The 25,993-nt window shown below is 48.7% G+C and carries 17 protein-coding genes; 4 read left to right on the forward strand and 13 right to left on the reverse strand.

The window, feature by feature from the left end; all coding sequences use genetic code 11:
* Positions 1-48: 48 nt before the first annotated feature.
* The 6 genes from A8709_RS30055 to A8709_RS30080 are packed head-to-tail and all read right to left on the reverse strand — an operon-like array spanning position 49 to position 10,710.
* Positions 49-384, reverse strand: coding sequence for an STAS domain-containing protein (locus A8709_RS30055; protein WP_065858181.1), 336 nt, complete (start codon positions 382-384; stop codon positions 49-51).
* Entirely contained in the window at positions 381-827 is a 447-nt protein-coding gene (locus A8709_RS30060; protein WP_065858183.1) for an ATP-binding protein, read from the reverse strand. Before A8709_RS30060 ends, A8709_RS30055 begins: the two co-directional genes overlap by 4 nt.
* Positions 828-838: 11 nt before the next feature.
* Positions 839-3,871 (reverse strand): HEAT repeat domain-containing protein, encoded by a 3,033-nt coding sequence (locus A8709_RS30065; protein WP_065858185.1) that lies wholly within the window; start codon positions 3,869-3,871, stop codon positions 839-841.
* Between the two features lie 54 nt (positions 3,872-3,925).
* A complete protein-coding gene (locus A8709_RS30070; RefSeq protein WP_065858187.1) occupies positions 3,926-4,429 on the reverse strand; it encodes a GNAT family N-acetyltransferase in 504 nt (167 codons plus the stop codon).
* Positions 4,430-4,464: 35 nt separating this feature from the next.
* Positions 4,465-7,233 carry an adenylate/guanylate cyclase domain-containing protein gene (locus A8709_RS30075; RefSeq protein WP_065858189.1) on the reverse strand — a complete coding sequence of 923 codons (2,769 nt, stop codon included), beginning with the start codon at positions 7,231-7,233 and terminating at the stop codon, positions 4,465-4,467.
* Positions 7,234-7,248: 15 nt separating this feature from the next.
* Entirely contained in the window at positions 7,249-10,710 is a 3,462-nt protein-coding gene (locus A8709_RS30080; protein ID WP_141692702.1) for a stalk domain-containing protein, read from the reverse strand.
* 222 nt (positions 10,711-10,932) lie between these two features.
* On the opposite strand from A8709_RS30080, the gene A8709_RS30085 reads away from it, so the two are divergent.
* Both A8709_RS30085 and A8709_RS30090 read left to right on the forward strand, forming a co-directional pair.
* Positions 10,933-11,319, forward strand: a complete 387-nt coding sequence (locus A8709_RS30085; RefSeq protein ID WP_065858193.1) for a DUF4280 domain-containing protein — start codon at positions 10,933-10,935, stop codon at positions 11,317-11,319.
* 36 nt (positions 11,320-11,355) lie between these two features.
* The gene (locus tag A8709_RS30090) at positions 11,356-13,026 is read left to right on the forward strand and encodes a toxin-antitoxin system YwqK family antitoxin (protein ID WP_065858195.1); all 1,671 of its coding nucleotides are present in this window, start codon (positions 11,356-11,358) and stop codon (positions 13,024-13,026) included.
* A gap of 623 nt (positions 13,027-13,649) precedes the next feature.
* Here the strand turns inward: A8709_RS30090 and A8709_RS30095 are convergent.
* Both A8709_RS30095 and A8709_RS30100 read right to left on the reverse strand, forming a co-directional pair.
* A complete protein-coding gene (locus tag A8709_RS30095; RefSeq protein WP_065858197.1) occupies positions 13,650-14,486 on the reverse strand; it encodes a tetratricopeptide repeat protein in 837 nt (278 codons plus the stop codon).
* A gap of 128 nt (positions 14,487-14,614) precedes the next feature.
* Positions 14,615-15,796: an anhydro-N-acetylmuramic acid kinase gene (locus A8709_RS30100; protein WP_065858199.1), complete on the reverse strand. Its 1,182-nt coding sequence runs from the start codon at positions 15,794-15,796 to the stop codon at positions 14,615-14,617.
* Between the two features lie 286 nt (positions 15,797-16,082).
* On the opposite strand from A8709_RS30100, the gene A8709_RS30105 reads away from it, so the two are divergent.
* Positions 16,083-17,141 carry a S8 family serine peptidase gene (locus A8709_RS30105; protein WP_167357210.1) on the forward strand — a complete coding sequence of 353 codons (1,059 nt, stop codon included), beginning with the start codon at positions 16,083-16,085 and terminating at the stop codon, positions 17,139-17,141.
* Between the two features lie 116 nt (positions 17,142-17,257).
* Positions 17,258-20,044 carry an S-layer homology domain-containing protein gene (locus A8709_RS30110; protein ID WP_065858203.1) on the forward strand — a complete coding sequence of 929 codons (2,787 nt, stop codon included), beginning with the start codon at positions 17,258-17,260 and terminating at the stop codon, positions 20,042-20,044.
* Positions 20,045-20,112: 68 nt separating this feature from the next.
* Here the strand turns inward: A8709_RS30110 and A8709_RS30115 are convergent, their stop codons facing one another.
* Genes A8709_RS30115 through A8709_RS30135 form a run of 5 tightly spaced genes read right to left on the reverse strand, consistent with a single transcriptional unit; the run spans position 20,113 to position 25,938 of the window.
* A complete protein-coding gene (locus A8709_RS30115) occupies positions 20,113-21,081 on the reverse strand; it encodes a GNAT family N-acetyltransferase (RefSeq protein ID WP_065858205.1) in 969 nt (322 codons plus the stop codon).
* Positions 21,082-21,098: 17 nt separating this feature from the next.
* Positions 21,099-22,178, reverse strand: coding sequence for a serine hydrolase domain-containing protein (locus tag A8709_RS30120; protein ID WP_244163348.1), 1,080 nt, complete (start codon positions 22,176-22,178; stop codon positions 21,099-21,101).
* A gap of 30 nt (positions 22,179-22,208) precedes the next feature.
* A complete protein-coding gene (gene nagZ / locus A8709_RS30125; RefSeq protein ID WP_065858764.1) occupies positions 22,209-23,831 on the reverse strand; it encodes a beta-N-acetylhexosaminidase in 1,623 nt (540 codons plus the stop codon).
* Between the two features lie 23 nt (positions 23,832-23,854).
* On the reverse strand, positions 23,855-24,772 hold the full coding sequence (locus tag A8709_RS30130; RefSeq protein ID WP_065858207.1) for an N-acetylglucosamine kinase: 918 nt from the start codon (positions 24,770-24,772) through the stop codon (positions 23,855-23,857).
* 26 nt (positions 24,773-24,798) lie between these two features.
* Entirely contained in the window at positions 24,799-25,938 is a 1,140-nt protein-coding gene (locus A8709_RS30135; protein ID WP_065858209.1) for an exo-beta-N-acetylmuramidase NamZ family protein, read from the reverse strand.
* Positions 25,939-25,993: the final 55 nt, after the last annotated feature.

Raw genomic sequence — 25,993 nt, forward strand, 5'->3', positions numbered from 1 at the left:
ATCCAGCGCAGCTCCTTTCTCACATGAATAACTTACTTAACTACCTATTTATTTAATCGCATTAAGCGCTTCGTCTTCGGTCTCATAAAGCTTGAAAATACTGCTGAACCCCGACATATCGAATACTTCCTTCACATTCTCATTCATTCGTGACAAGGCCAGCTTACCTTGAATGACCTTGACCATTTTGGCTGCTGACAGCAAACTTCGAAGCCCTGCGCTGCTGACATAATCCAAGCCCTGTAGATTAAAAACGAACTTACCGTTTCCCTGCTCGACAAGCTTAGCAAAAGCGGATTCCAGACTCGCCGACGTGTTCCCATCCAATCTGCCTTCTAAGGTAACCACTACAACATCACCCTGTAATTGCTCCGTAATATTCATGAAACGCCCTCCTCTTTCATCCGATTTTTGGTCATCATTAAGATATTTTCCCCATTCAAGCGTTCGTAGATCAACTCATCCATCACTTGCCTGACAAAGTGGATCCCCAATCCGCCGATACCGCGATCCTCGATCGTTAAATCCGTGCGAGGCGCAGCTTTCAGCAAGGGATTGAATGGAATCCCGCGATCTGTCAAGCGCAACTCCCAGCCTGTTAGGTTTTGCCCAACATCAAGTCGAATTTCATGCATTCTGTTTTCAGAGCTTGGATAACCGTAGAGAATAATGTTCGTGACAAGTTCATCGCAGACCAAATTCAGTTGAAACAGCGACTTCTCATCGATGTCAAAGGTCACAGCCAAGCTACGTATAAAAGCTGCTAGACGTTCTAGCTCTTGCAAATCGTTGCTCAAAACGATGGACTCTGACTCCGATGCTCCCATTTCAATCACTCCTACGACATTTTCAAAAGCATGTTCTCCAGCAGTCGCACTCTTGCACTCGAAGCATGCAGCATGCCGATTCCAATCTCCGGATATAGCCGCACTAGCCGTGACAAACTCTCACCTTGCAAGGAAAGCACTCGTACTTCATCGAATATCGCCTGTGCTGTAACCGATGATGGAGAACCATCCAGTGCCGTCGTTTCTCCTACGGCTTGCTTCGCACCCAGTACCCCGATCGTTGCGGTTTCACCTACGCCCGTCTCATTGCTTAACTCTACATGCCCTTCAATAATGAGGTACATCGCCGTATTAGCTTCACCACGGCGCAGCAAGTAGGTTAAATCCTCATGTACTTCTTCTGTCGCGATTCCCGCAATTAAACCTAATTCATCCACAGACAAATCCGCAAATAGGCTGACTTGCTTCAAGAAAATGACTTTATCCAGCATCGTTAGAAACTTGCGTTCTTCTTTCATATCATCACGCTCCAATGCGCTTAGTGCGTATATCGCAATATCTTTGAGCCAATTATCGGCCCAGCTTGCTGCCTCTTGCAGCAGCTCAAATGGCTGTAACTCCACTGCTCCAGCGTCTGTATCCTTCAGCTTAAACTGATCTAGTAAAGCATACGCCAATTTGCGATCGCCGAGTCCTTCCGCAAGCACTTCCAAGCCGTTCTCACGAAGTTCTTCACTTTCATCTTGTATAGCTTCGCGCAGCGTCATAATAATGCGTTCGTCGACTAGCTTCGCCATCACGGCCCACGCTCCGTCAATGAGTGCGCGATGCAGCTCACCGCAGCGTTCCTTTGCAAGCTCAGCTAGCCCCTGCAGGCCCAGCTCCTCTAGCGCAGCAGGCAGTGCGCGTTCCTGCGTCGAAGCTTGAAGTCGCTCCACGCAGAGATCCACAAGCATCGTACGCAGCTGTCCATCTTCCAGCAATTCAGCTAACGTACTGACAACCGCATTCCAGATGAAGGGGTTAGAATGGTGACTATGTTCTCGCAGTGTAGGTAATGCGCCTTGCCCCATATCTACCAGAGCTTGCAGAATTACTTTGCGCAGCTCTTGATCCGCTTTCGGCACCATACCAAGCAGAATAGGGATGGCCTCAACATGCTGCAGCTTGCCGATACAATGCGCAGCGGCCACCTTCACGGCTGGACGCTTCTCATCCAGCAAAGAGACAACCCAAGCTGCATACGTGTCCAGTTTCAGATCAGCGACGGTATGACAGCCATATACGGCCCATTCGCCGCCGGTATCGAGCATTTTGATAATGGCCTCGTCACAGGCCGGATAGCTCTCTTCACTTTCTAAGGCATAGAGGGCTTTCACCCCTTCATGCACGACTTTCGGGTGACTATCGAGCAACTTCACGCGGATAAAGAAATGCGATTGGCTTTTGAGATGAGAAGCCTTAGAAATTAACTTGACGCATTCCGCACGTACTTCAGGATCCTCATCTTCCAAAAAGGACGCAACCTGCACCAGCTCTTGAATACCTGCTCCCTGCAAGTTCATCGCACGCAGCACCGCAATGCGAATGCGCGAGCTCTCTTCGCCAATCATGGAGATCAAATGCGGCAGGAACGCCGAATCTTTCGCTTTACCGATGATCTCTAAAGCTAACTCCCGCACATAATCATTCGGATGCTTCAGATAACCGAGAATAGCCGATAAAGCTTTGGAACTGCGAATACCCCCGATAAAAGAGCTCGCAATCTCGGACAAATCGCCATGCAGGGATTGAACGCTTTTAACCAACTCACGAATGTAGAGGTTTCGTCCGAACCACGCTACAACAACAAGAATAGCCGCCACGACAACGCCTAACCATGCCAAGGGAGACAACTGCAGCAATCCAAATGAATGCAGCATAGACAGCAGTGATCCAATAAGAATTCCGCCAGAAGCGGCCACGCCTTGTGCAAAATAGCGATAGCCATCTCGCTTGGAGATTGGCATCATTTTGAAGAAAAGCTGATAACACGGCTCTGCGATGTAGTACAGCAATATATAAAAAATCGCATAGGACCCAGACACCATCACTAATCCGAGTTCTTGATTCATAAATAGCGCCGTCAATCCGAAGCCGCCAAAGAATAGGATCGTGATACCGAGTAGAATATTACTGGCACCTAACCAGTTCATTAAGCGGGTGGATACCGTTTGGAAAAGTAAGCACACCGTAAATTGTATAGCTGTAATTAAGCCATAGAACGAGGTTAAATCTCCCTCTTGTGGGAACTTAAACTCTGCTGCCGTAAAATACTGATACTCCATCATGAAATACACGGCTGGCATCAATGTCATTAGGGCAACCGCGCACAGTAAGAAAGGATTGCGCAGCATTTGCTTTGCATAATAACCAGCTGCCTGTGGTTTCTCCTCTTGGGCAAGAGGCACCGACTGCGTTTTCAAGCGCTTATCTTCTTTCAAGGTGAGAGGTACCAAGTACCGCATTAAAGCTTTACGGAAGAAAATGAAACCGAACACCATCAGTACCGGCGCCATCGCATACACCGCTTCAGTGCCGAGCAGCTTACCAAGCTGATGTGCGATTAAGCCCGCTGTAATCCCGCCAGTCGTTGTCGAGGCAATGAACATCGGCATTAACCGCTTTGCCTGTTGGGTCGGGCATAAGTCAAAAGCTGTGCTCCACAAGAGCAGGGTCAGCTGTCTCACAACGAAATTCGAAGTAAGGAAAAGAATCGGGTAATAGAAGCGATAATCTACGCCCCCTAGCTTAAATCCGAGCAGCACGGCGCCATTCAAGAAGAGCAGGCCGATCATGATAAGGTACAGTGTAGTCATCATTTTGGCCTTCGGCAGTCGATTCGCCAGCTTAGCTAACAGCCAGCCTTCGAGCGGCATAATGGCGGCTTCTACGATGTAGATATAGGGTAAAAATTGCACGCCGAAGCGCAGATTAAAAAGTGCCATGAACGCTGTGTAATTCAAGGATTCTGCAATCCCGCTAAAGTAAAAGATCGGCAGCATCATCCAAAGCTTACGACTATCTTCTGTACGCAGCCCCATCCACCCTTTTAAGGTTGCTTGCATCTCATCAGGTCCAATCTATTAGTTCATCTGTCATGGGGACAGTGGTTTATAAAAGGCTAGTCTTGCTTCACCTTCATAGTAGTAATTCGGATATGTACCGATTAATTCAAAGCCATTGGTTCTGAACATCCGCTGAATCGGCTGATACTCGGGCAAGTCACAGGTATAGGTCAATATGTAACGACCTTGTGCGGCACGTGCGAACGATTCTAACGCTTGAAATAACACTTTCGCAAAACCATGTCTGCGATATTCGCGGTGAACAGCTAAGTAATCCCAGAGAAAACCGCCGGATTGGTGCTCATTCTCTTTGCAGCTTGTCACAGCAACGATTTCACCGTCCTCGTTCTCAATAAACCAATGGCGGTGATTGCGCTGCGTCAAGCTAAGCATGGGGGCATTGCGGAAATGATCCAGCTCCCCTGGGGTATGACGTTGATCGTCAAATGAAACAGGCGACAAATAAAATTCAGTTATACGCAAAGCATCTTTCTCAGTTAGCAATTCATGTACGGTTAAATTACTTGTCTCCATGTCACAATCGCCTCTTTCACATGCACGTTACGATATCAGGAAACCGATAAGGTTCCATTCCATTCGCCTGTCGTTCCTTGTTGGAAATATTCATCACACATATAGAAATACAGTTGAGCTGCTTTATCTTGACGATTCTGCTTAATGACCATCAGGAATGCCTCACGCGCATCATAGAATCGCCCAACTTGATAATACGTAACCGCCTGCTCGAACAGGGTTTTGGTCTTCTCTTTCAACGTCCGAATCGTATCCGGATCGCCTTGGTAAACATCGAACAAATGAAGCGGTTCGCGAATGCCTTCCACTTGAATCAATCCCAGATTCCGATATTGGAAATCGGACGGCTTCTCCAAGGTCTGCACCACCGAATCGGTGATGAGAATCGAAGCGCCCAGCGGCTCTGTCATTTTTTCCAGCATCGTAGCTAGGTTAACTCCGTCTGAAATTACGTTACCTTCCAAACGTTTCTCTTCCCCAATAATGCCCAAACGAAGCGGACCTTTGTGCAAGCCAATGCCGAAATCAATGGGCGGATAGCCAACCTTCGATCGGTGCTCATTATAGATATCCAGCTCTTTGCGCATTTCCACACACGCGAGTAAAGCATCATCGGTTTGGTTCGGGAATAACGCCATAAAGCCTGCGCCCAAATACTTATTCATCAGCCCTTCATGCTTTCGGATGTAGGGTCCAAACCGCTTGAGAAACGAATTCACGAAGTTAAAATTCTCTTCTGGTGAAAGCCTTTTGGACAATTGAAAGAATCCACGGATATTAAAAATCAGAATCGACATGTGCTGCTCAACTTGATCACCCAGCTCCACATCCAGAATGCTTTCTTTGTTCAAGAAGCGCAAAAACTGCTGCGGAACGAAACGGTAGTAGGACTGACTGAAATTCTCAACCTTCGTAATGTAATCTCGAATCCGTGCAGCCATGGTATTGACACTGTCGCCCAGGTCTGACACTTCATCACGCGTATTGATTTTCACAACCGCATCCCAATTGCCTTTGGCAATTTCACCAACACTGTTGCGCAGCTTGCGTATCGACGACAAGAGCACATACGTCATCAGCACGAGGACGAGCAGTAAACCGACGGAAATGAAAGCAATATTACGAATAATCGAATTTAAAACCGTTTGGCGATGCTTTAGAATGCCATCTAGGTTCTTGCTCGTCTCGAAGACACCGACAATTTTGCCAGAGGAATTAAGGATAGGCGCGATCGCATACCGCCACTCACCGGAGAAATCCTGCCACTGGCCAGTTGCTGTTTTCCCCTCCAGTACGACCTGTTGATTCTCAGGCGTTTGCTGGAACGGGTTGAACATATGCATGCCATCATCATCTTCCAAAATGCGATAAATGACGCCATTCTCATATTTGTACACGGCCTTATAAAAGCCTTGATTATCATCACGCGCATTATTCTCGAAGACAGATTGAATCTTCTTGCGAAACGATTGATAAATCGTTCCTTTGTAATCCAAAGGCGAAGTGAGGCTTTCCAGCTTGTCACCGTCAACTAAATTTTGGCCGTTCTTGGCGAGTAGAATGAGTTCACTGAACGTTTCTTCTTCCATCTTTTGCGAGAAACTGTTGTAAATGACGGTGGAGAGGAGAATCATGGAGAAGGCAATCACCGGTATGAGTATGAAGATCTGCTTTACCATGAGCGGCAAGCGACGCTGCAATAGATTGAAGAAAATGAGCTTGATCGCGTAAAGCACGAGTAGAATGGCAACCACCGCAATCGCCCATATGAAAACTTCGTGATTGTGCGTAGATTGACTAAACTCAGCTTCGGTTATGGAAGGCGTAATCGTGCCATCGGGAAGCCGGCGATTAATCTGAGCAGACTCCACGATAATCAAACTGTCATCCGGGCCAATACTGCTCGTTGTTGTATCAAAAGCTAACTCCACATGGTTGGCTTTGGCCTTCTCATCATCCACAAGCCCCTCTAAGACATAAGGCTGTTTGGGATCCAGGCGAGTAATCATACGAGAGTTAAAATCAATGAAAATAAGACGTCCCTGATTGTCCAAATGCAGACTCTCCGGGAAATTACGGCGTGTACGATCGATGCCTGGAAGGGGATACACAAGCTCTGAACGCCCGTCACTGTAGGCACGATAAATTTCACCGCTGCGCGTAGAATAATAAATATCTCCTGGCTTATAGCCATCCGCTTCTGACACATACTTGTTGTCAGGAAGTTTAATCGAGTACACGAGCTGCGGATCAGCCGTCGTTCCATTGCCTGTCGGGGTCTGGTATAGCGCTAACTTCTTTACTTCATCATTAAAAAAGTACACCATACCTTCATGTACCTGTACATTGCGTAAAGAGCCTAGTCGATATCTCTTCGTCTGTGAATCGCTGTATTCTTGGGTAAACAGGCTGCGATCGAACTCTCCGTCTGGTTTATACCGTACAATTTGCTCGGACTTAACCGCAATCCCATAAGGGTCTAGCAAGGTCCGAATCGTGTATAAATAGCCTTGATCATCGACAGCCATATCGTTAAAACGGTACACTTCACCATTCTTCCCAACTTCACTTGTAATGGAGAATTGGAGGATGCCTTGTGAATCTAACTTATGTATGGTTTTCTTCGCGTTATCGATAACGAATAGGTTATTCTGTGAATCCGAGATGGCCTTCGATAAACCATCGAAAGGCATGCTTTTGTTCCAAGGCCACAGCTCGATACTGTCCCGGTTCGCACCTAGGTAAGTTCCAGCGGCACCTAGGAGCAGCAGGACAAGCAGCAATGCCGCAATCGATTTCTTCATCGTTAGTCTTCTCCTCTATTTAGCAATCTGTATAATCTGCATGGCAGCGTTCCAGTCCACAGCTAGGCCTAATGATTCAGAAATAAACCGCAGTGGTACGTAGGTTAAGCCATCTAGCAGCAGGGAGGGTCCATCAATCCCCATGGGTTGTCCATCTATATAAGCCGTAGCCTGATTGATCGTGCTCGTAATGGTTGTATATTCCGTACTCACGGTGACCGTGAAGCTCTCCGGATCCCAATCTACCGCCGCACCAAAGGACTCTGATACGGATCGTACAGGTAAATAAGCTGACCCATTTATTATAACAGGCGGAGCGGCAAATTTGATAGAAATATTGGAAGAAAGCACGTTTTCTGCCGAAAGAGGTTGAATCGTGACAGAAGTATCCGTGCCACTAGACCCAGCCGCCTCCAAAGTCGTAATACCTGCCAGGGTATCCGCGATGGCTGTGAGCTTCTGCTGTTCCTCCGGCGAATACTTCGCTTTCTCCTGCTGCTGCAGTCCAGCCAGCAGCTTCTCGATCTGCTGTTCCAGCTGCGCCTGTACGGCAGCATCTGGCGGCAGCTCCGCCAGCAGCTCCTGTACAGCGTCGAGCTTCGCGAACAGCGCTGCCTGCTGCGTCGACAGCATCGCTGCGTCGACGGCTTCGAGCGAGCGAGTCAGCGTTGCAACTCGCTCCGTGTCCTGCTGCGCCTGCGCTGCGCTAAGCGCAGCTTGGAGCTTCTGCTTCGCTGCAGCGAGCGAAGCCACCCCTGCGGATGCGCCCGTTTGCGCATCCGCGAGCTGCGCCTGCGTCGCGAGAAGCTGCTGCAGCAGGGCTGCAGCGGCTTCCGGCTTGCCGGCGGCGAGGGCTTGCTCCAGCTTCGCCTGCTGGAGCTGGGCTTGATCGGCCAGCGCGTCTTCGCTGGCCTGGTCGCCATTGGCGGCGGTTCCATCGCCGCCAGTAGTGCCATCGCCGGGAGTAGCCGGCGATGATTCTTCGGACAGCGCTGCGATCAGCGCGTCCGGGTTGTTCACGAGCGCCATCTGCGCGAGTGCGGCTTTGGTGTCGCCTTTGAGCAGCGCTTGCAGCATGCCTAGCTGAGCCTGCGCATCCTTCAGCTGTACGGCGAGATCCGCGATCTCGCTTAGTTTCATAGCAGCAACGGCTGCTTTTTTCGCTGCTTCAAGCTTCTCGATATCTTGATTAAGCGTTTCGATCTGCTGCTGCAGCTGTTCCGGTGTTTGTAAGGACGCAATCTTGCCAGGCTCCTTGATTTCTACGGTCAATTTGATTGCATCCACAGCCGCCTTGGATAATACTGCTGAACTCGGTGGATTCGTTAACGCATCCGGATCTAAGACATCATCCATCCCGATCCATGGCGCTCCCGGAGCATCAGATTGATAAACCATCCCTTGTCCCGAAGCCGCCATAGTAGCGGTGGCTGCGTTGTAAGCCTCGGGCGTCAATGCTTCAAGCTTTACTTTATAGGAACCAATAATAACTGTACCTAAGCCTTCCCCGCTGTTAGCCGAGCCCTCTCCTTGTCCAGCCTCACCAGCGTTGTCATCGGTTCCGTTAGCATGTTCGCTGCCAGAGTCCGAAGTGCCTTGACTGCTACCATTCGTACTGCCAGCCGTGCCATTGGCGCCGTCAGAGCCGGTATTTCCTGAATTTCCCGTGTTTCCTGAACTACCGCTGCTGGATGTATTCCCATCGTTTCCGGTATTTCCAGAAGTACCATCATTACCAGCACTTCCATCCGTCCCTGCACCCGTATCACTTCCATCGCTTGCAGTCCCAGTACCCGTACCACTCGTTGCACTTGCAGCAACAAGCTGTCCAGTACTTCCTTTGCCGTCCAGAGGCAGGGTTTGAAGCACTTTCCCTTTTTTATAAAGAACAACCTTGAGTTGATCGGTCTGGCTAAATTTCAGTGATAAGTTCCGCACTGGTTTATTAATTTTGACGGGTTTCCCAATTCGTTTGCCAGCCTTAGTAAATACAGCGTACTCCGTTGCACCCAGCTTTTTGCTTACACTGATACTAAAATCACTTAGTAGCTGACCTACGGCAGGCTTAATTTTCCACGTCCCTAGTGGTGCTTGTGGTTTTTGAGGTTTAATTGGAGAGAGTCCATCATCTATATCCTTATATGGCAAAATCCCCGGGCGAAGCGTGCGATCCACTGCCCCGCCAGTCGCCAGATCCAGCTTGCCGATCGCCATTTTGTAACCGATTTGTGCCGCTACAATTTGTTGATCCGCTTGGTCGACTGCTTCCTGATAAGCCTGCAGTTCATCCGCCTTCATCAAGCTTAGCTTCAGCTTTTGAGTCGCTTTCGCCAAGCTCGTTGCCGCATTATCCTTATCACGCAAGGCCTGCGCGTAGGATTCTTCCGTCCCTTTGGCTTCCAAAAAAGACTGCCGCACATCGGCAATCACCCCGTTCCGGCTTTCTTTTTCCTGCAGCTGTGCCTTATTCTGTTCCATGGTTGCAAGAGGCAATGCATTCGTGAGATCGTCCAAATAACGAATCCCATCAAATTCGCCCTGCAGCAGTGATTTCGGGATAGGAATGATGCCTAGCAGCATAAAAAAGCCCTGCCAATCCTCCTTCACCCTTTGCAGCGTTTCATCATAGCTGGCTTGAAATAGATCCATATCGATATCCTGCTGCTGGTAAAGACCATCCATCACTCGCATACGGGCAGGGCCGAACTTGTTGCTGTATAGATTACGAGCCGTATTCAGTTTCTCATCAGCCAAACGCCGAGTCTCTGTATCTTTTAATAGGCTTATCGTTGTCTTCTGGGCCATAGCTATATAGGCAGGGAGAATACGTTGATTCAAATCCGCATAATCCGGCTGAAACGATAGCTCCACTTTATTTTCCATATCGAGTTGCAGTAATTTGCCTAGCGCTAATCGACTAGACTTGGCCGTTAATTGCGCTTGTTTGTAATCAGAAACGGACTTCTCTAACGCTTTATCCGCCTTCTCTTGTTCCGCTGCATCCGCGAGACCGTATTTGCGCTTCTTTTTCACCGTATCCACGTCGGCTTTCGCCGCTTCATTCTTCTTGCGGGAACGTTCTTCAGCTACAGCATCTTGATAGGCGGTCAAATAGCTCTTCTCAATATCGTAGCGAACCGCATTGGTAGACTGACGTAATGTTTCCTGGGCCATAAATAACTGCGAACGGGCATCCGGCACCTTCAAATTCGTACTCAAATCTTGGCTTAAATTGTGTGGTTTTGCGAACGCCCCAGTCGCCTTGGCCGCTTCGTTATTCACGGTATGCTGCGCTTGCTCCAGCTCAATTCTTTTCTTTAATACATCGGTTTTGGCATCCCTCAGCTGAGTGCTTTTTTTCAATCCCTGATCAATCGCTTCTCCCATGGTCAAAGCCTTCACTGCCGCTGCTTCTGCATGAGTTCCTACCAACATCCACGAGGATGTGGCCACGACAACTGCTAGGCTTATTTTCACTATTTTCAACCCGATCAGGACAATCCCCTCCGCTCACTTACCTCTCTCTTCATAGTACAATATCTCCTGCTCTATCGCATCCATTCTTTGGAGAAAAATAGCGAAAACTATCGAATACAGGATTAGATTGCCGCCTATTCCCTTTTCTAGTAGTATAAAAGTAATAGAATGGTCGAACTATGCCGAGAATTGCTCGGATTTAATTAGAAGGGAGTTTCCAACATGGGAAATCTCGTTTGCGGAGGCGCGATGCTGCAGTGCACATTCGGTGCGGCACCTGGCACCTTGATGGTACTTCCAGCGAACATGGTCATGACTGCCATGCCGATCGCCAATATTATGGACAATAAACCTATGGTAAATATACTTCCTTTCGGAATGTGCAATTCACCGTCCAATCCGATGGTTGCTGCGGCAACCGCTGCTGCTTTGGGCGTGCTGACACCGATGCCTTGTATCCCTGTGACGGCTGCCCCTTGGGCGCCAGGGTCTCCAACTGTACTAGTCGCGAACATGCCCGCGTTAAATAATAGCTCCAAATGCTTGTGCAACTGGGGCGGAGCCATTTCCATTCAACAACCGGGACAGATGACGATTCAGGTCCCTTAACCTTATGTAAACTGATTCAATTAAGGAGTGAGCGCATTGGAGATCCAGCCGATCAAAACGATTGAAAAAATACTAAAGCCTGTCGTTGCCCCTTTCATCGGTCAAATCATGAAGGCCATCGCAACGGCGGGACGGCTGCCGAAACTAGCTATCAGTAAATTTCAACAAATCATGCGGGTTATGCTGCAAACGCGCGAATCCTCCTTAAAGCACTATGTCTTGATCGGCTCTTATTACATCTCCAAGAGACTCCTTCTCTTCATCACGTTATTCATTCTTGTTGTGCTCTTCTTCATCTTCGTCCGTCCGCCTGCCATCGTGAACAAGTGGCTGCACCGCGTTCCTGTACTTCAAGAAAACACACAAAAGCTAACAGGATTCTCAGGGAGTGGTAAAGTCGTTGCTCCCAAAAAGGATGCTCACGCCCGCTATGTTGGCGATCTTGTCGATGGTCTCTACTCGGGTAAAGGGAAGCTGTTCTATGACAGCGGCGTTCTTAATTATGAAGGTGATTTTGAAAAGGGACAGAAAACCGGGTCCGGCTCACTCTATGATGAGCAGGGACATCTCGTGTACAAAGGTGCTTTCACCAACGATGTGTATAACGGTGCAGGTACGCAATATGATGAGAAGCAAAAAATCATTTATACAGGCGAATTTTTGAATGGTCAATTTGGCGGTGTCGGTAAATTGTTTTTGCCTAACGGCGATCTGCTGTATGAAGGAGCTTTCACAGGGGGCATGTACAATGGAGCTGGGAAGCTATTCTCTTCTGGCGGCATTACCCAATACGAAGGCGAATTCTCGGCTAGTTTGTATAATGGGGCAGGGAAGCTTTTTGATGCGAAGGGGATGCTCCTCTACGAAGGCGGCTTTAAGAATGGCAGCTATGCCGGAGAAGGCACCGAGTATTATCCGAACGGCATACTTAAATATAAAGGGCAATTCCAGGTAGGCCTGTATGGCGGGGAAGGTACCGCTTTTGATGAGAAAGGCGTGCCGCGCTTCAAAGGCACTTACCTGAGCGGCGCCCTGACTGGCGCCGGGGAAGCGTATGACGAGTTGGGTAAACTCGTCTACAAGGGCGATTTCAAGGCCGGCGTCTATGACGGCCTTGGCACGTTGTTCGACGCGGACGGCGCGCCGCTGCTGCGGAGCTTCTGGGCAGGCGGCGCGGTCAGCCTGCAGGGGTTCATCGGTTTGTCCAGCAAGAAAGTCGAAGACTTGCTGGGCAAACCGGCCGAGGTGACGCTGCAGGATGACAGCGTCGTGCTCGCGGGCCAGGAGGCGGCGGTGAGCGCCTCCGGTGTGGCGCCGGCCGCTGGTGCCGGCGGCGGTGCAGTGCCAGCCGCCGACGCAGGCGCGGCTGGGGGGGCGGCATCAGCAAGCGTGAAGCTGCTGATGAACTACCCGGCCTACCAGCTGTCGCTGCTGGTAGAGCCATCGAAGGCCAACCCGAAGGAGGCCGTTGTGACGTCCTTGAGCATTTGGGGCTCGAAGCCTTTGGCGCTGCTGCAGCCAGGCATCGAGACCTTCAAGAAGCGCAGCGAGCCGAATGATGCTGGCTACAGCGTCTTGGAGCTTGAAGTAGGCGCCGGAGCTGGCGCCTACACGAACAGCTACTATAAGGGTGATTATCTGTTCACCTTCACCCATTTCACGAAAGCAAAAGAAGCTCATCTGCTGCAGGTGAGCTCTACTAAATAAACGATGAAGGCATGTGCACTTCTCGAGCCATAAGTCGATAAAATCGACTTAGTGAATGCTCAAGCACCGCTTCTCGAGCTCTAAGTCGACATTATCGACTTGCTGCATGCTCAAGCGCCACTTCCCGAGCTCTAAGTCGAATTTATCGACTTGCTGCATGCTCAAGCGCCGCATTTCCTAGCTCTAAGTCGAATTTATCGAACTTACTGCTTGCTCAAGCACCGCTTTCCGAGCTCTAAGTCGAATTTATCGACTTGCTGCATACACAAGCGCCGCATTCCTAGCTCTAAGTCGAATTTATCGACTATCTCACAAAGGAAAGAGACTCTTTCCCAAAAGTTAGCCGGAATAACCGACTATCTCACTAAGAAATGAGCCCCTTTCCCACAAGTTAACCGGAATAACCGACTATCTCTCAAAGAAATGAGCCCTATTCCCACAAGTTAGCCGGAATACCCGACTATCTCTCAAAGAAATGAGCCCTATTCCCACAAGTTAGCCGGAATAACCGACTATCTCTCAAAGAAATGAGCCCTATTCCCACAAGTTAGCCGGAATACCCGACTATCTCCGAACCACAAAGCCCATTCGAGCTCAATCACTCGAACGGGCTTCTTTTTCCCCTACTCCCCCTGCACTCCACTACCCGCCTCGTTATCTAATTGACTTGCAAATAGTTCAATATCTGCCTTAGTCAAAGGAGTAACAAGCGCAAGCTCCTTCTCCAGCGCCGTTGCCAGCTGCTCCCGAGCGGCTTGCGTGCGGCCGAGTTTATGCAGCGTTTGTGCATAGAAATAATAGGATTCTGCGTGTTTAGGCGTTTTGGCAATGACCTTGGTGTACATCTCATCTGCTTCATTCAGGCGACCGAGCATATAGTAGTTTTGCGCTACGTTATCCATAATGGTCAGATCGGTGTCATTATAGGCATAAGCCTCGAGATTATAGGCAAGTGCTGCTTCCAAATCGCCATGCAATATTTGAAAATAACCAAAATTCCCATAAACCAGTGTGTTCTTGACCTCCTGCGCTAATTCCTGCAAAATGCTGTAAGACTCGTCCCGCTTGTTCTGCAGCCAATATACCGTAGCTACATTGAGCCTTGCCTGCATGCGCATATCCGCAGCATTCGTTGTATGCAGGACCTCTTCGAACATCTGTTCGGCCTTGCTAAGATCACCCATTCTCATCAACAGATAACCATAACCAACCTGATGTTTTGGCAAAATAGGTTTGGAACGGTAGGCTTTCTCCATCAAAATCAAGGCTTGTTCACGATCGCCTTTCATATAGGCTAGATTGCCCCTCTGAGCATACAAGGCAGACCGACTCACATAAACAAAATAACCGAGGATCACCACGATTGCAGCTACCCCCACTAGCCAATTCACCTTAAACGCCATAACAATCAAGATAAGAACAACGATTATTTTAAGAACACTTTTTAGGATAGGCGGCATGCATATAACTCTCCTTTTCAAACTCTAGTAAGTTAGACACATTGTAACAAAAAATGAGAGATTTCTCCTATATAAAATTAAAGACCGAAATACCATCTGTTCTTCCCATGGCTCCGGTCTCCTTAATCTTATGGTAAAGCTAATTTCCCCATGATCGTCTGTCTATCCGCTCCCGTGGCTGCAGGAACGTTGTTCGGTTCGCCTTGGATAAAGGCATTGCCTAATAAGGCAAACAGCATCGCTTCCTTGGCATCAGCAGATATGCCTAGCTCGTCTGACGTGAGAATGGTCTGCTCTGGCAGCAGCGCACCAAGCATGTTAAGCAGCGTGCGGTTATGAGCTCCGCCACCACTTACAATCACTTCCGCAATATCACATTGTGGAAAAATAAAATCCTTATACCCTCGAGCGATGCTATGCGCGGTAAAAGCTGTCGCCGTCGCAACGATATCCTCCTGCGGAAGACCTCGCTCCACAGCAGATGCCAGCCATGAAGCAACATAAGCTTTTCCGAATATCTCGCGTCCTGTCGTTTTGGGAGGGAGTTCTTGGAAGTATGGGTGTGCAAGCATGTCCTCTAGCAATTCCTGATGCACCTTGCCTTTGGCAGCCCAATCTCCATTGGCATCGTACGACATACGTCCCTCAGATAACTCATAGACGACTTGATCCATGATCATGTTCCCCGGCCCCGTGTCAAAAGCAATCATCCCTCCAGCAGGGGCAGGTATAGCTGTGCAGTTGCCTATTCCGCCTATGTTTTGGAGGATCCGACCTTTGCTCGCGTGTTTGAAAAGGAGATAGTCACCGTACGGAACTAGCGGCGCGCCTTGCCCGCCAACAGCGATGTCCGCTGTCCTGAAATCCCCGACGACAGGTCTGCCTGTTCGTTTGGCAATGACGGACAAATCACCGATTTGCAATGTCGATTTAGGCAGATATGGATTCCTCTCATCAGCTACCGGGATGTGCCAAATCGTCTGACCATGCGAGGCGATGAGATCAATCTCTGCCATGCTCATATGGGCAGCTGCAGCGGTTTGACTGACCGCATCAGCGAAGCGCTCAGCAATGGCGAAGTTCATGCCGCAAACTTGAGCAACATCCGAGTTTTCGATCGTGCATAACAACTTGAGCTTCTCACGAATTTCAGCTTCATAAGAAAAGCTCTCAAAGTGGAGCAGCTTGATGCTCGTATCCAAACCGCTACCCTCCATACGGACGATAGCGACATCGATGCCGTCAAGTGAAGTACCGGACATAATGCCAGCTATGGTCAGTGAGGTTTGATTCAGAAGTGTTCGAAGCATGACGATTCATCTCCTCGGTATTTAGGTTATTTTACTTTTAACATGGACCATTCACGAAAACAAATTCTTGCCTCTGCAAGTCACCAGATACTAATATGGTGTACAGGAGGCGATTTAAATAGAACGCAAACGGTCAATTCGCATATTCATTATTCTATTTTGCACATTATGTCTGATCCTGTTTATTGGAGCTGTGCAACTACGCAAGTCGAATTCCATTTCTACGACACTTCCACCTCTGGCGAGCGATAAGCCTTCCAATAAGGTATATACCAATCCCATAGAAATGCTGAATGACTATTATCATGTCACAGATGTGCACGCCAAAGGCTTCACAGGTAAAGGCGCCAGCGTAGCGATCATTGTATTTGATACGTTTGAACCATCCGATATTCAAGTTTTCTCGGAGCGTTTTCATTTACCAAAGGCGACTATCAATGTCATACCTCTTTTTGGCGGTGCCGTTCACAAGGGACCAGCGATCGATGGCGTTAAAGAAGTAACACTTGATATTAACATGGTACATGCAGCAGCACCGGATGCCCTTATCAATGTTTATTCTGCTCCTGAGGGCTTGCCCTTCTCTGTCATATTCCAAAAAATATTGGATGAGGGGAAAGATCAAATCGTCACGATCTCTTGGGCTAAAATGCAAAACCCACAGGAAGACGCGCGTTGCTTTCAAATCATTGAAGAAATGAGCAAACGCGGCATAACTGTATTTGCAGCTACTGGGGATTATGGCCGCAGTCTTGAACTTGCGAATCCGTTGGCTCCTGCCCATCTGCCGAATGTTGTAGCAGTAGGAGGAACAATTGTGACGGCCGACCCGCAATTAAATCGCATAACAGAAAGCGACTGGCCTGATTCAGTACGAGGCTGGACCATGGCTTATCCGTTGCCTAAATATCAATCAGCAGCATCAGCTTCTGCCAAACTAGCAGAGGAAAGTAAAAAATACCGCGTCATTCCCGATATTGTCGGACCATCTGTTGTAAAGACAAGTGATACATTGACTGCCGAGCATGGCGGACTTTTGTTCTATGTCACGAGTCCCACTACGGGTAAAGGAGAATGGGGCCCGATTGTAGGGACTAGCGTTGCCTCCCCTTACATAGCTGGCATTTTCGCCACGATTGTCGGCGGCTTGCACAAGGGCTTAGGCGATATTCACCAGCAGCTTTACAGCATGATGAAATCCGCAGCATTCAACCAAGTGGCTAACGCCGATCAGGCCGGGACTACAAAAAGCGAAAATTCCTTTACGCAAACATCCGGGCTGGGAAGTCTTAATGCTTATGAGATGGCCGTTGCTTATGGATTAATTAAGAATGTGAAGCATTAGGTTATCATTTGTAAGTTACTGTCGAAATATATCATTTTAATAGGACAAAAGACCCATCCATCTGCTATACTTTATATAGCGCTTTTAATAGCTACTACATCGAGAGGATGGATGAAATGAAACATCGATCAAAAAAACTGGTAATCCAATTAGCAATGATAGCCATTATGCTATTGGCAAATTTACCAATGTACAGCGGGCATGCTGGAGCTACTTCTCTAACACCTGGAGTTTTTGTTAGTGAAAATACAGATTCAGCCGCAACTTTAGTAGTAAACACAAATTCAATTTCTTTAGAAGCAACATTCGGAATTATGCTAGGTAAACTTGAAGATATGTCAGATAGTCAACCGGTTGAGGTTGAAGGTCAGAGCACCTCTACCCAGAGATATGCTCATTTATCTAGCTTGACCCCAGGAACTACCTACTATTTTTACGCATATGCACAAGAGGGAGTCACAAGGTACACTAGCACTATCAATTCCTTTACAACTGCAGCTATTCAAGGAATTGATGTAACGGATTTAAGTGGAATTCCTTACGCCAAAAATCTAGTGACGTCCAGCAACACCCAAAACGTGTACTCTGTGCATGTTCCTTTTAATACAAACAGTGTTAAGGTGTCTGAATCCGTTAACTTAGGCACTGCCTATGTGTTTCTACCTTTGGAGTTTGCAAAAGTAGGAAGTCCTTCACTGACGAAGACTTGGACGACACCTATCGATCGGGTTACATCTGCGACATATAGCGTAGACCTGACGCCAGCTTTGGTATCTAGTTTAACAACGGTATGTGTTAAAAATCCAATATTCGGAGGCCCGGCTGGCCAATCACCAACAATTAATTCATGTGACAATTATCCATACGAAATACAGATTATTCGTGACGCTCCCACCGTGGAAACACAGACTATTCAAATAAATACATTTACAAATGCAACTTTAAAAGGATATGCAACTGGATTTGATCATGAATCCACAAAAGTGAAATTTCAAGTGTCTCCACATGAAGATATGTCAGAAAGTAGAAACCCGGACGGGTTTTGGTACAATAATGATATTAACTCTTTTATTGACGATCTAACTCCTGGCACTACCTACTATTATCGCGCTTATGCACAAGAATTTGATGGAGATGTAGCTGTAGGTCCGGCGGTCTATGGCGATATCAAAACCTTCTCGACTGCGTCCTTTACAGGAATTGATGTGAAGGATTCACAACAGAATATTTTCGCCAAATCGCCTTCGTCATTCAATATCAACACCAAACAATACACGGTTCACGTTCCATACAACACATTAAGTGTTAATGTATCTCAGAACGTTTACACAGGCACAGCCCCTCTACCACTTATGCGTGCTAAGTTTGCAGTCGTAAATCTAGACACTTTTTCACAACAAGAGGACTGGAGTCTGCCTGTAAGTGGAAATATTACTGCAACGCATCAGGTAACTTTGTCGTCTAGTTTAACAACGGTATGTGTCACCGCTCCAAGATTCTCAGTTGTAAGTAACGTAGAGGGACCTATTCACTCCTGTTCCGACTCACAATACGAAGTTCAAATCATTCGCGACGCAGCACCACAAGCCGCACCAGAAACGCCTAAAACCGTGAAAGTCATCGTAACAGAGCAAGGCGGCAACGTTGCCAATGTTCCTGTTACGCAGCTAGGCGAATCGAAATTACCGATGTCCGCACAGTTGTTCACAAAAGAAGGTACAGCCCTTAATTTGCCGGAAATTGCAATTAAAGCGGATGGAACTTTTACATTACCGAACGTGCCAGCTGGTCAATATCAAATGGTCTTGAGCGTTGTTGCACCAACAGGTGAGAAACTTGCAGGTAGACCAGCCACATTGACTGTTGATGCAAGCGGTAATGCTCAAATCGAATCCGAATTGATCGATCCATACGGTATCATTACAGATGCTGTCACAGGCAAAGCCATTGCAGGCGCGCATGCGACGCTTCACTGGGCGGACACAGCATTGAATCGTTCCAAGGGCAGAACCATTGATGGGCTCGTTGTATTACCGATTTTGCCTGATTTTGCTCCGAATCAGAATAAGGACCCGCAAGACAGTAACGCCAAAGGCGAATACGGCTGGATGGTATTCCCGAACGGAGATTACTACGTACGTGCAACGAAAGAGGGATACACGGATTTTGACAGCAGAACAACTGGCGCCAATAAAGATGCTGGTAAAGATAGTTACATCGAAAACGGTGTGATCCATATTGGACAAGCGATCGAGAGCTACGATTTCACGATGGAGCCGATCGCCAAAGAAAAAGGTACGCATAACAACTACATCGCAGGATATCCAGATGGGACATTTGGTCCGGATCGCAATATTACACGTGCTGAAGTTGCGGCTGTTTTCGCAAGAATTACGAATAACTACCAGCTTGTGCTAAATGCAAGTGATGCAAACAGCTTCAACGATGTATCCAGCAGTCACTGGGCCAAAGAATACATTGAGAGCGTGCGAGCAAGCGGATTAATGCTTGGTGTTACAGATAGCTCTTTCCTTCCAGAATCTCCGATTACACGCGGAGAAGTGGCAGCCATCATCGCAAGATTTAAGAAGCTAGCACCTGTGGAAGAGCCACTTTTCAGCGATACATTGGATTACTGGGCTAGCAGCGCCATCAATGCTGTGAAAAAAGCGAACATTATCGATGGATACGGGGATGGCACTTTCCTTCCGAATCAAAAGATTGTTCGTAAAGAATTCGTCGTCATGATCAATCGCATGCTGGGAAGAGGAAAGTTCCAACCGATGACGCAATCCACATGGAGTGACGTACCGGTAACCGACTTCTACTTCGCTGATATCCAAGAAGCGTCTACAACCCACAATTATGCGATCTATGAAGATGCCATTGAGCGATTGAAATAAGAGAAGCCGGCTTTTCGGCGCATCCTAACCGAGTGAGCCTCCCATATGGGAGGCTCATTCTTTATACGTTAGGTGGTTTCCACTACCTTCGAATACGAATCATAGGCTTTCCACACGCGATAATTCAGCTTTTCGTAGAAAGCTACAAGGGTTGTCCAATCGATGACGATCTGCCGAATTTGGCGTTCCCTAAGGAAGTGAACACCTGCTTGAACTACGGCCAGTCCAAACCCTCTGCCTTGGTATGCGGAGTCGACACCTAGAGGCCCAATCCCCCCTAGCTCATCTTCAAATAACGGTGACCAATACACGTTCTGAGCAATGATGGGTGATGAACTGTCGTTAATCCGGCAAAAGCCAACAATGTGGCCATCCGTTTCGATTACCACGAATTCTCGTCCCGTCCCTCCGAGCTCAAAATACCGAATCGCTTCATATTCCCATCGTCCTGGGAAACAGCGCCGGAAAAAAGCAAGCAGCTCATCCTTCTCATCGCTCTCCAACAGCCGAAACGAAACCCCTTCGTGTTTAGGCAATTCGTACACTGACGTATCGTCATAAATCGCAAGAAGATCATTTTCTACCCGATTATCGTCTTTATAGCCCTTAGACTCGAGCCATGTACGTACTTCCGGATACTCATTTGGAACTCCTGGGAAATAGTGCCACGGATCACGGCCGATCAGGATTTTCTGAACCCCATGCTCCATTAGTGCCGTTTCAGCCCGCTTTAACAGCTCACTTCCAATGCCCAGTCCACGCAAATTCCGATCGACCAACAGAACCTGAATCCAGCCAGCACCAGCTCCCAATACGAGATCCCGATGTTCCTGCCACAGCTTGGCAACGATAAATCCGACTGCTTTCCCAGATACCTCATCAACAGCAACCCATGAACCGCTCTTTAAAACGTTGACGTCGGCAAAGCTGTTTTGCTTGAGCAGTTGTTCTTGCATCGGGAAGTGTTCACCAAGCTCTCGGTTCCACAGCAGGCATAGCTCGGTTAGCCGATCTTCTTTTAAGGGGACATAATTCATTCGAAAAACCTCCAAAACTAGTCTAATTGCGAAAGAATGAGATTGTGCAGCCTCGGCCGAATGTGCAAGATATGCTCCGCTCTTCCGAAATGAACGCGATTGGTAAGCAATATGATCTGCAAATCCCGCTCAGGATCGAACAAAAGACTAGTACCTGTAAACCCCGTATGCCCAAATGATGATTCGGATACATAGTCGCCGCCGAACCAGAAGCTGCTTGGATTTCTTAGCTGCCAGCCGAGCCCTCGAGCTTCGTGGTCATACCTCGTAAAATTACGATAAGATAGCTCGATGGCCGCCTTGGAAAGGATTCTACGTCCCTTATAGACGCCTTTCTGCCGAATCATTTGCACATAATTCGCCAGATCGGGAACCGTAGAGAACAGGCCAGCATGGCCGCTTATGCCATGCATGAGCTCCGCTTTTTCATCGTGAACGACGCCTGACTTGTACGCTTGAAGATGTTCCGCAAACTCAGTAACCGCATAGCGCGTGTCCTCGTAGGTCGGACAAAAACCAGTATCCGTCATCTCCAGGGGGTCATATATTTGCCTTTTGACATAAGAATCGAACGCTTCACCCGTCACAGTTTCAATGATCAGGTAGAGCAAAATCATGCCAATGTCACTATACACGACCTTAGTCCCCGGAGGATGGAGTGGTCGTTCGTTCAAAATTAGCTCCATCAACTCTTCCCGAGATAGATGCAACAGCCCTCTTATCCCCGGAATATCTGCCCTGAGCCCTGAGGAATGTGTGAGCAAATGTATGATCCGGATAGGTTCACCCGGTTCACCCTCTAGGGAGCGAAATTGTGGTAAAAAGACCCCGATCGGATCTGCCAACGAAAGATTGCCTTGATCCATCAATTGCAGCACCGCTGGCAGCGTTGCAACAACTTTGGTCAATGAAGCCAAATCAAAAACCGTATTTAAGCTCATCGGGGCAGCTTCTGGATACATCACGCGATTCCCATAAGCACGCCTCAGCAGTTCTTTTCCTTGATGAGCGATAGAAAGAACCGCACCAGGAAGATGTCCTGCATCTATTTCCTTTTCGATGAAAAAGCTTATCTTCGCGATATCTATATGTGACACGATAGCTGAGCCCCTCCATTGAGCGGAATATTATTGTCCGTTCTCCCATCGCCAACCCGCTGGATAGTTAGCACCAAGTGCTACCGGCAAACGGCCTTGCGGCGTCACCATTCCGAGTAAAGCGCGTGCTGTACTATGCAGCGCCAACGGTCGACTTTCGTAAGCCGCGATGAACGTCGATACGCCTGGAAACTCCAGCAAGTCGTAAGGCACTCGCAGCGCAACAACGATCACTGGCTTACCGAGTGCTTGCAGATCGCGTACCAGCGCGACCTGCGCCGGATGGAATCGGGCGTTGTACGTCCCGATGACGATCTGCTCCGCAGCCGCCGCATCCGCAAGCACCGTTGCGCGGAGCTCGTTCACTTCCGCAAGCGGCAGCACGCGATCGATCACGTCCAAGCCGTGCTCGGCCAGCGCAGCGCCCAGGCTTGCGACACCCGCGTACGCTTCGTCGACGCCCGACGAAACGGCTGCGGCCACCGTGACCGCTAGCGTCCGCACGCGCGGCAGCGGCAGCAACTGCCGCTCGTCCTTGACGAGCGTAATGCTCGCTTCGCTGAGTCGCTCGGCGACCGCGCAATGCGCCGCGGTCCCAACCTCAAGCGCAGCTGTTGCACTAGGCTGCTCCGCGAGTACGCCGCGCCGCGCTTTCAGCGCAAGCAAGCGGCGGACCGAAGCGTCGATTTGCGCTTCGGTGATGCGCCCTTCGCGCACAGCTTGCTCGATCGCTGCCATCGCTCCGACCTGAAGGTCGCGGCGGTGGCTGATGAGCACAAGATCAGCGCCCGCCTCAACTGCCATGACAGCCGCGGCAACCGTACCGTAGTGCTCCGAAATGGCGTTCATCTCCATGCAATCGGTCATGATGACGCCATCATAGCCAAGCTCCTCCCGAAGCAAGCCGGTGAGAACAGCCTTGGAAAGGGTAACAGGCAGCTTGCTTGGCTCCAAAGCTGGGAAATATATATGGGATGACATAATCGCATCCACACCGTTTTGAATGGCTTCTACGAAAGGTACAAGCTCAACCGCGCGAATCCGCTCTTCATCATGTGTAATCGTTGGCAAATCCAGATGGGAGTCCGTATTCGTGTCCCCATGACCAGGAAAGTGCTTCGCAGTAGCCACGACGTTCGCATCTTGGAAGCCACGTACAGCTTGACTGCCGTACTGAGCGACTAGCTCAGGCGACTCGCCAAACGAACGAACACCAATAACCGGATTATCCGGATTGTTGTTCACATCCAGATCCGGTGCAAAATTCATATTGATGCCGAGCGAGCGCAGCTCCTTACCCGAAATAAAGGACGCTTCATAAGCTCCTTGTGGACCAGCATGGCCGGCAGCCAGCGCCATCGATCCCGGCATGAGGGCAACCCCTTCGGTAATGCGGGCTACCATCCCACCTTCTTGATCGATAGAAATCCAGAGCGGCACTGTCCCATTACGTTCCGCAATAGCTTGAAGACGTCCGGATAACTCAGCAACCTGCTGGGTATTCTGTACATTCCGTGCAAAATAAATAACACCACCGATGCGGTGTTCCGCGATTAGCGCTTCCAGAGATTCAGAAGGTTCCGTACCCTCAAATCCACATAGAATCATCTGTCCGATCTTCTCTTGAAGCGACATCATCTGTATCTCTCTCATCATTGATCCCATCCCTCGTCACTTCATGCTTGCATGCGGTTTAGCGCCATAAGCGCGGCACCACTTGCTGCGTCTCTCTTAGGTGTTATACAGGACATAGCCGGATAACGTTCTTTTAACAAATCGATAAATGCCGTTTGCACAAAACCGTTCTTCAACAGCACGCTTCCAGCCATAGCCAGACTTCCGTTTTGCAGCGATAATTTTTCTGCAATTGGTACAATCAATTCGAGCAGTTCACGTGCGCTTCTTTCGGCTATCAGCAAGGCTGCTCTATCCCCAAGCTCGCAAGCCGCAGTCAGAATCGGTGCCAAAGCAGCGATATCCTTTTTATTGGTCTGCTTATCATAGACGAACCCGATAACTTGTTGAATGGACGTCATCTCTAATTGATCAAGCACCATGCTCGTGATTACTGTCGCAGGTAAACGTCCATCATGAGCCCGCACAACAGCAGACAGTAAATCCCGTCCAATACTGTAGCCACTGCCTTCATCATCGATAAGGTAACCGTAACCGCCAGTACGGTGCGTTTCGCCAGCTTCATTTTTGCCATAACCAATCGAACCCGTTCCCGCAATCAGAATCATCCCAATTTCACTGTTATGTGCACCGCAAAGCGCGGTCTCTTGGTCACCGGTTATGAATAGTCCTCCCGTATAGCCACATGCCCGCACGCTGGATTCCAAACGGGTCGTGACCGTGGGATTACTGATGCCAGCAGCCCCGATGCATACTTGCGCGCACTGATCCAGTCCCCCACATACAGAAGCAATCGTACGAAAGATCTCTGCTAAACTGGCCCCAACACTCGCCTCGTCCTGTCCATTATAATTAATGGCCCCTGATGTAAACGTATGAACAACGTTGCCGCTCTCATCAACGATGGTTACAGCTGTCTTCGTTCCTCCGCCATCTAGCCCTACTGCGTATCTCTTCATCTATGACCGTCACCCCCTGATGCCCTCTAATACAGATGGTATTGCTGTTTTCTTCGAGCAAATTCACGGCTCTCCTCACGGAATTGTTCCAGCATAGCCGGAATATCAACGTGATTCTCACGATAGTGGCTGCCGCCGCCAAGCAAATCAATGAATGGTCTTGAACCCTCTTTGAAGGGGGGTAAAAAAGAGAACTGTTCGTATCTCTCTTGAATCGTGAACATCAGCGTAACGCCAACATCGATGGGACGAACCGCACGGTTGTCCAGTACATGAATTTGTACCCCTGCACATTGTTCTCCCTGAAATTTGGAAAATGAAGGCTTAAAGTAAACAGGACGGAACACGACGCCAGGCAGCTCCTTCGCATTCATGTCATTCGCTAATTGCTGCGCATCAATGAACGGCGCGCCGACAATCTCGAATGGAACTGTCGTTCCTCTGCCTTCTGACAAGTTCGTTCCTTCTATAATACAAGTACCGGGATACAGTAGTGCTGTCTCAAATCGAGGTATACCGATGGATGGCATAATCCATGGACGTCCCGTTTCTGGGAATAGCATATTTCGCTCCCAACCTTCACAGCGTACAACATGCAATTTCCCATGCCATTGCTTCTCATCGTTCGCCATCATAGCAACTTCTCCTGGCGTCAATCCGTAGCGGACACTAAGCGGATAATTGCCTACGAAGGATTCGAAGCCGCTTTTGAGCACATTGCCTTCTACCGTTACACCGTCGAGCGGATTGATACGATCCAGAACGACAAATTCTTTGCCAGCCTGCGCACAATCTTCCAACGCATAAAGCATCGTATAAAGGAATGTATAATAACGAGTTCCTACGTCTTGGATATCGTAGACGATGATGTCGACCTCATCCAGCATCTCCTGTGTCAGACGTTTAGAATCCCTCCGGTACAAGCTATAGACGGGAATCCCCGTCAATGGATCCAAATAGGTGTCGACCAGCGCACCTGCTGCAAGGTCCCCACGAACGCCGTGCTCCGGTGAAAACAGTGCCACCAGGTTGAACTTCTCATGAAAGATTTGTATGGTCGATACCCAATCCTTATTTAATCCGGTTGGTGCTGTAATTAATCCTACCCGTTTACCTGCGAACAAGTGAGCATACTGTTCTATACAATCGATACCATTTAAGATCATCGCTGCCTCCCCAAACCCGCCTTGATTTGAAAAAATGACTGCGACAAGCTCCTCG

This window comes from Paenibacillus pectinilyticus (genome assembly GCF_001700435.1).
Lineage (GTDB): Bacteria > Bacillota > Bacilli > Paenibacillales > NBRC-103111 > Paenibacillus_E > Paenibacillus_E pectinilyticus.

What these genes read in the sequence shown, in the direction of transcription:
- A8709_RS30070 (WP_065858187.1), bottom strand. Translation starts at nt 4,429, where the DNA reads ATGGAGACAAGTAATTTAACCGTACATGAATTGCTAACTGAGAAAGAT.
- A8709_RS30060 (WP_065858183.1), bottom strand. Translation starts at nt 827, where the DNA reads ATGGGAGCATCGGAGTCAGAGTCCATCGTTTTGAGCAACGATTTGCAA.
- A8709_RS30100 (WP_065858199.1), bottom strand. Translation starts at nt 15,796, where the DNA reads ATGCTTCGAACACTTCTGAATCAAACCTCACTGACCATAGCTGGCATT.
- A8709_RS30085 (WP_065858193.1), top strand. Translation starts at nt 10,933, where the DNA reads ATGGGAAATCTCGTTTGCGGAGGCGCGATGCTGCAGTGCACATTCGGT.
- A8709_RS30130 (WP_065858207.1), bottom strand. Translation starts at nt 24,772, where the DNA reads ATGAAGAGATACGCAGTAGGGCTAGATGGCGGAGGAACGAAGACAGCT.
- A8709_RS30115 (WP_065858205.1), bottom strand. Translation starts at nt 21,081, where the DNA reads ATGAATTATGTCCCCTTAAAAGAAGATCGGCTAACCGAGCTATGCCTG.
- A8709_RS30105 (WP_167357210.1), top strand. Translation starts at nt 16,083, where the DNA reads ATGCTGAATGACTATTATCATGTCACAGATGTGCACGCCAAAGGCTTC.
- nagZ (WP_065858764.1), bottom strand. Translation starts at nt 23,831, where the DNA reads ATGAGAGAGATACAGATGATGTCGCTTCAAGAGAAGATCGGACAGATG.
- A8709_RS30110 (WP_065858203.1), top strand. Translation starts at nt 17,258, where the DNA reads ATGAAACATCGATCAAAAAAACTGGTAATCCAATTAGCAATGATAGCC.
- A8709_RS30135 (WP_065858209.1), bottom strand. Translation starts at nt 25,938, where the DNA reads ATGATCTTAAATGGTATCGATTGTATAGAACAGTATGCTCACTTGTTC.
- A8709_RS30075 (WP_065858189.1), bottom strand. Translation starts at nt 7,233, where the DNA reads ATGAAGAAATCGATTGCGGCATTGCTGCTTGTCCTGCTGCTCCTAGGT.
- A8709_RS30055 (WP_065858181.1), bottom strand. Translation starts at nt 384, where the DNA reads ATGAATATTACGGAGCAATTACAGGGTGATGTTGTAGTGGTTACCTTA.
- A8709_RS30095 (WP_065858197.1), bottom strand. Translation starts at nt 14,486, where the DNA reads ATGCCGCCTATCCTAAAAAGTGTTCTTAAAATAATCGTTGTTCTTATC.
- A8709_RS30065 (WP_065858185.1), bottom strand. Translation starts at nt 3,871, where the DNA reads ATGGGGCTGCGTACAGAAGATAGTCGTAAGCTTTGGATGATGCTGCCG.